This window comes from Psychromonas sp. Urea-02u-13 (genome assembly GCF_002835995.1).
Taxonomy (GTDB): Bacteria; Pseudomonadota; Gammaproteobacteria; order Enterobacterales; family Psychromonadaceae; genus Psychromonas.
On record NZ_PJBZ01000215.1, the window covers coordinates 1 to 932 of the forward strand.

1 protein-coding gene is annotated in these 932 nt (G+C 42.1%); it reads right to left on the reverse strand.

The features are described from left to right. Window positions 1-871: site-specific integrase (locus tag CXF74_RS21465; protein WP_101084682.1), on the reverse strand; the 871-nt coding region annotated here is incomplete at its 3' end. Between the last annotated feature and the right edge of the window lie 61 nt (window positions 872-932).

Here is a 932-nt window from a genome sequence, read left to right on the forward strand (position 1 = left end):
TGGTTAACTGATTAAGTGCTTTCACATTGTTTTTACGTTTGAGCGTGGTGAGTTGGGTGTATTTCGCCGTGGTATTGAGGCTGTGATGACCTAACAATATTTGCAGAGATCGCAGGTCAATGCCTTGCTCTAACAAGTGTGTTGCAAAACAGTGTCGCAATGAATGTGGACTGATGTTTTTCTTAATGCCCAATTCAGTGATGACTTTCTTCAAGGCTTTTTGAACACTGCCTTTGTCCATTGGGGGGCAATGAAGGGGGATGTATTTATCTTGGCCAAAACGCGGGAACAACAACACTGGATGGTGATGGGTTTTCCAATAACAACGCAATGCCAGTAAGGTTCGTTTGGGAAGAGGGACTAAACGGTCTTTACCACCTTTACCCTCACGGATATGCACTTGCATGGTTTCACTATCAATGTCGTTGACGGTTAAATGAAGCGCTTCACCTAAACGCAAACCCATGCTGTACAAGACAAGAAAAAACACCTGATAGCGTAAAGAACGTGTCGCACTAATTAATTGTCCAATCTGCTTGTTGGTGATGATATCTGGAATACGTTTTACTTGCGGTGGTTTGACAATATTCAACCATTCCCATTGACGCTCAAGCGTATGTTTATAGAAAAACTGCAAACCATTCCGGTCTAGTTTTATGGTACTCCATGAGTGAGTTTGAATGAGTTGAGCAAAGTAGCACTTTAAATCTGCTTTGGTTAATGTGTCAGGTGTTCGGTCGAAAAAAGTGGTTATCCTACGCACCGCACGCGAATAAGCATCGACAGTGGCAGGTCTCATGCCTTGTAATGCTAGGTTGGTCAAATGTTGTTGATATAAAAGGTTAAAGTGTTGTTGTTCCGAGGCATTCATCGCTTATACTCCTATTAGAAATCACCGAAAAGTGATGTAAAACTAAGTATGCGCATGGTTT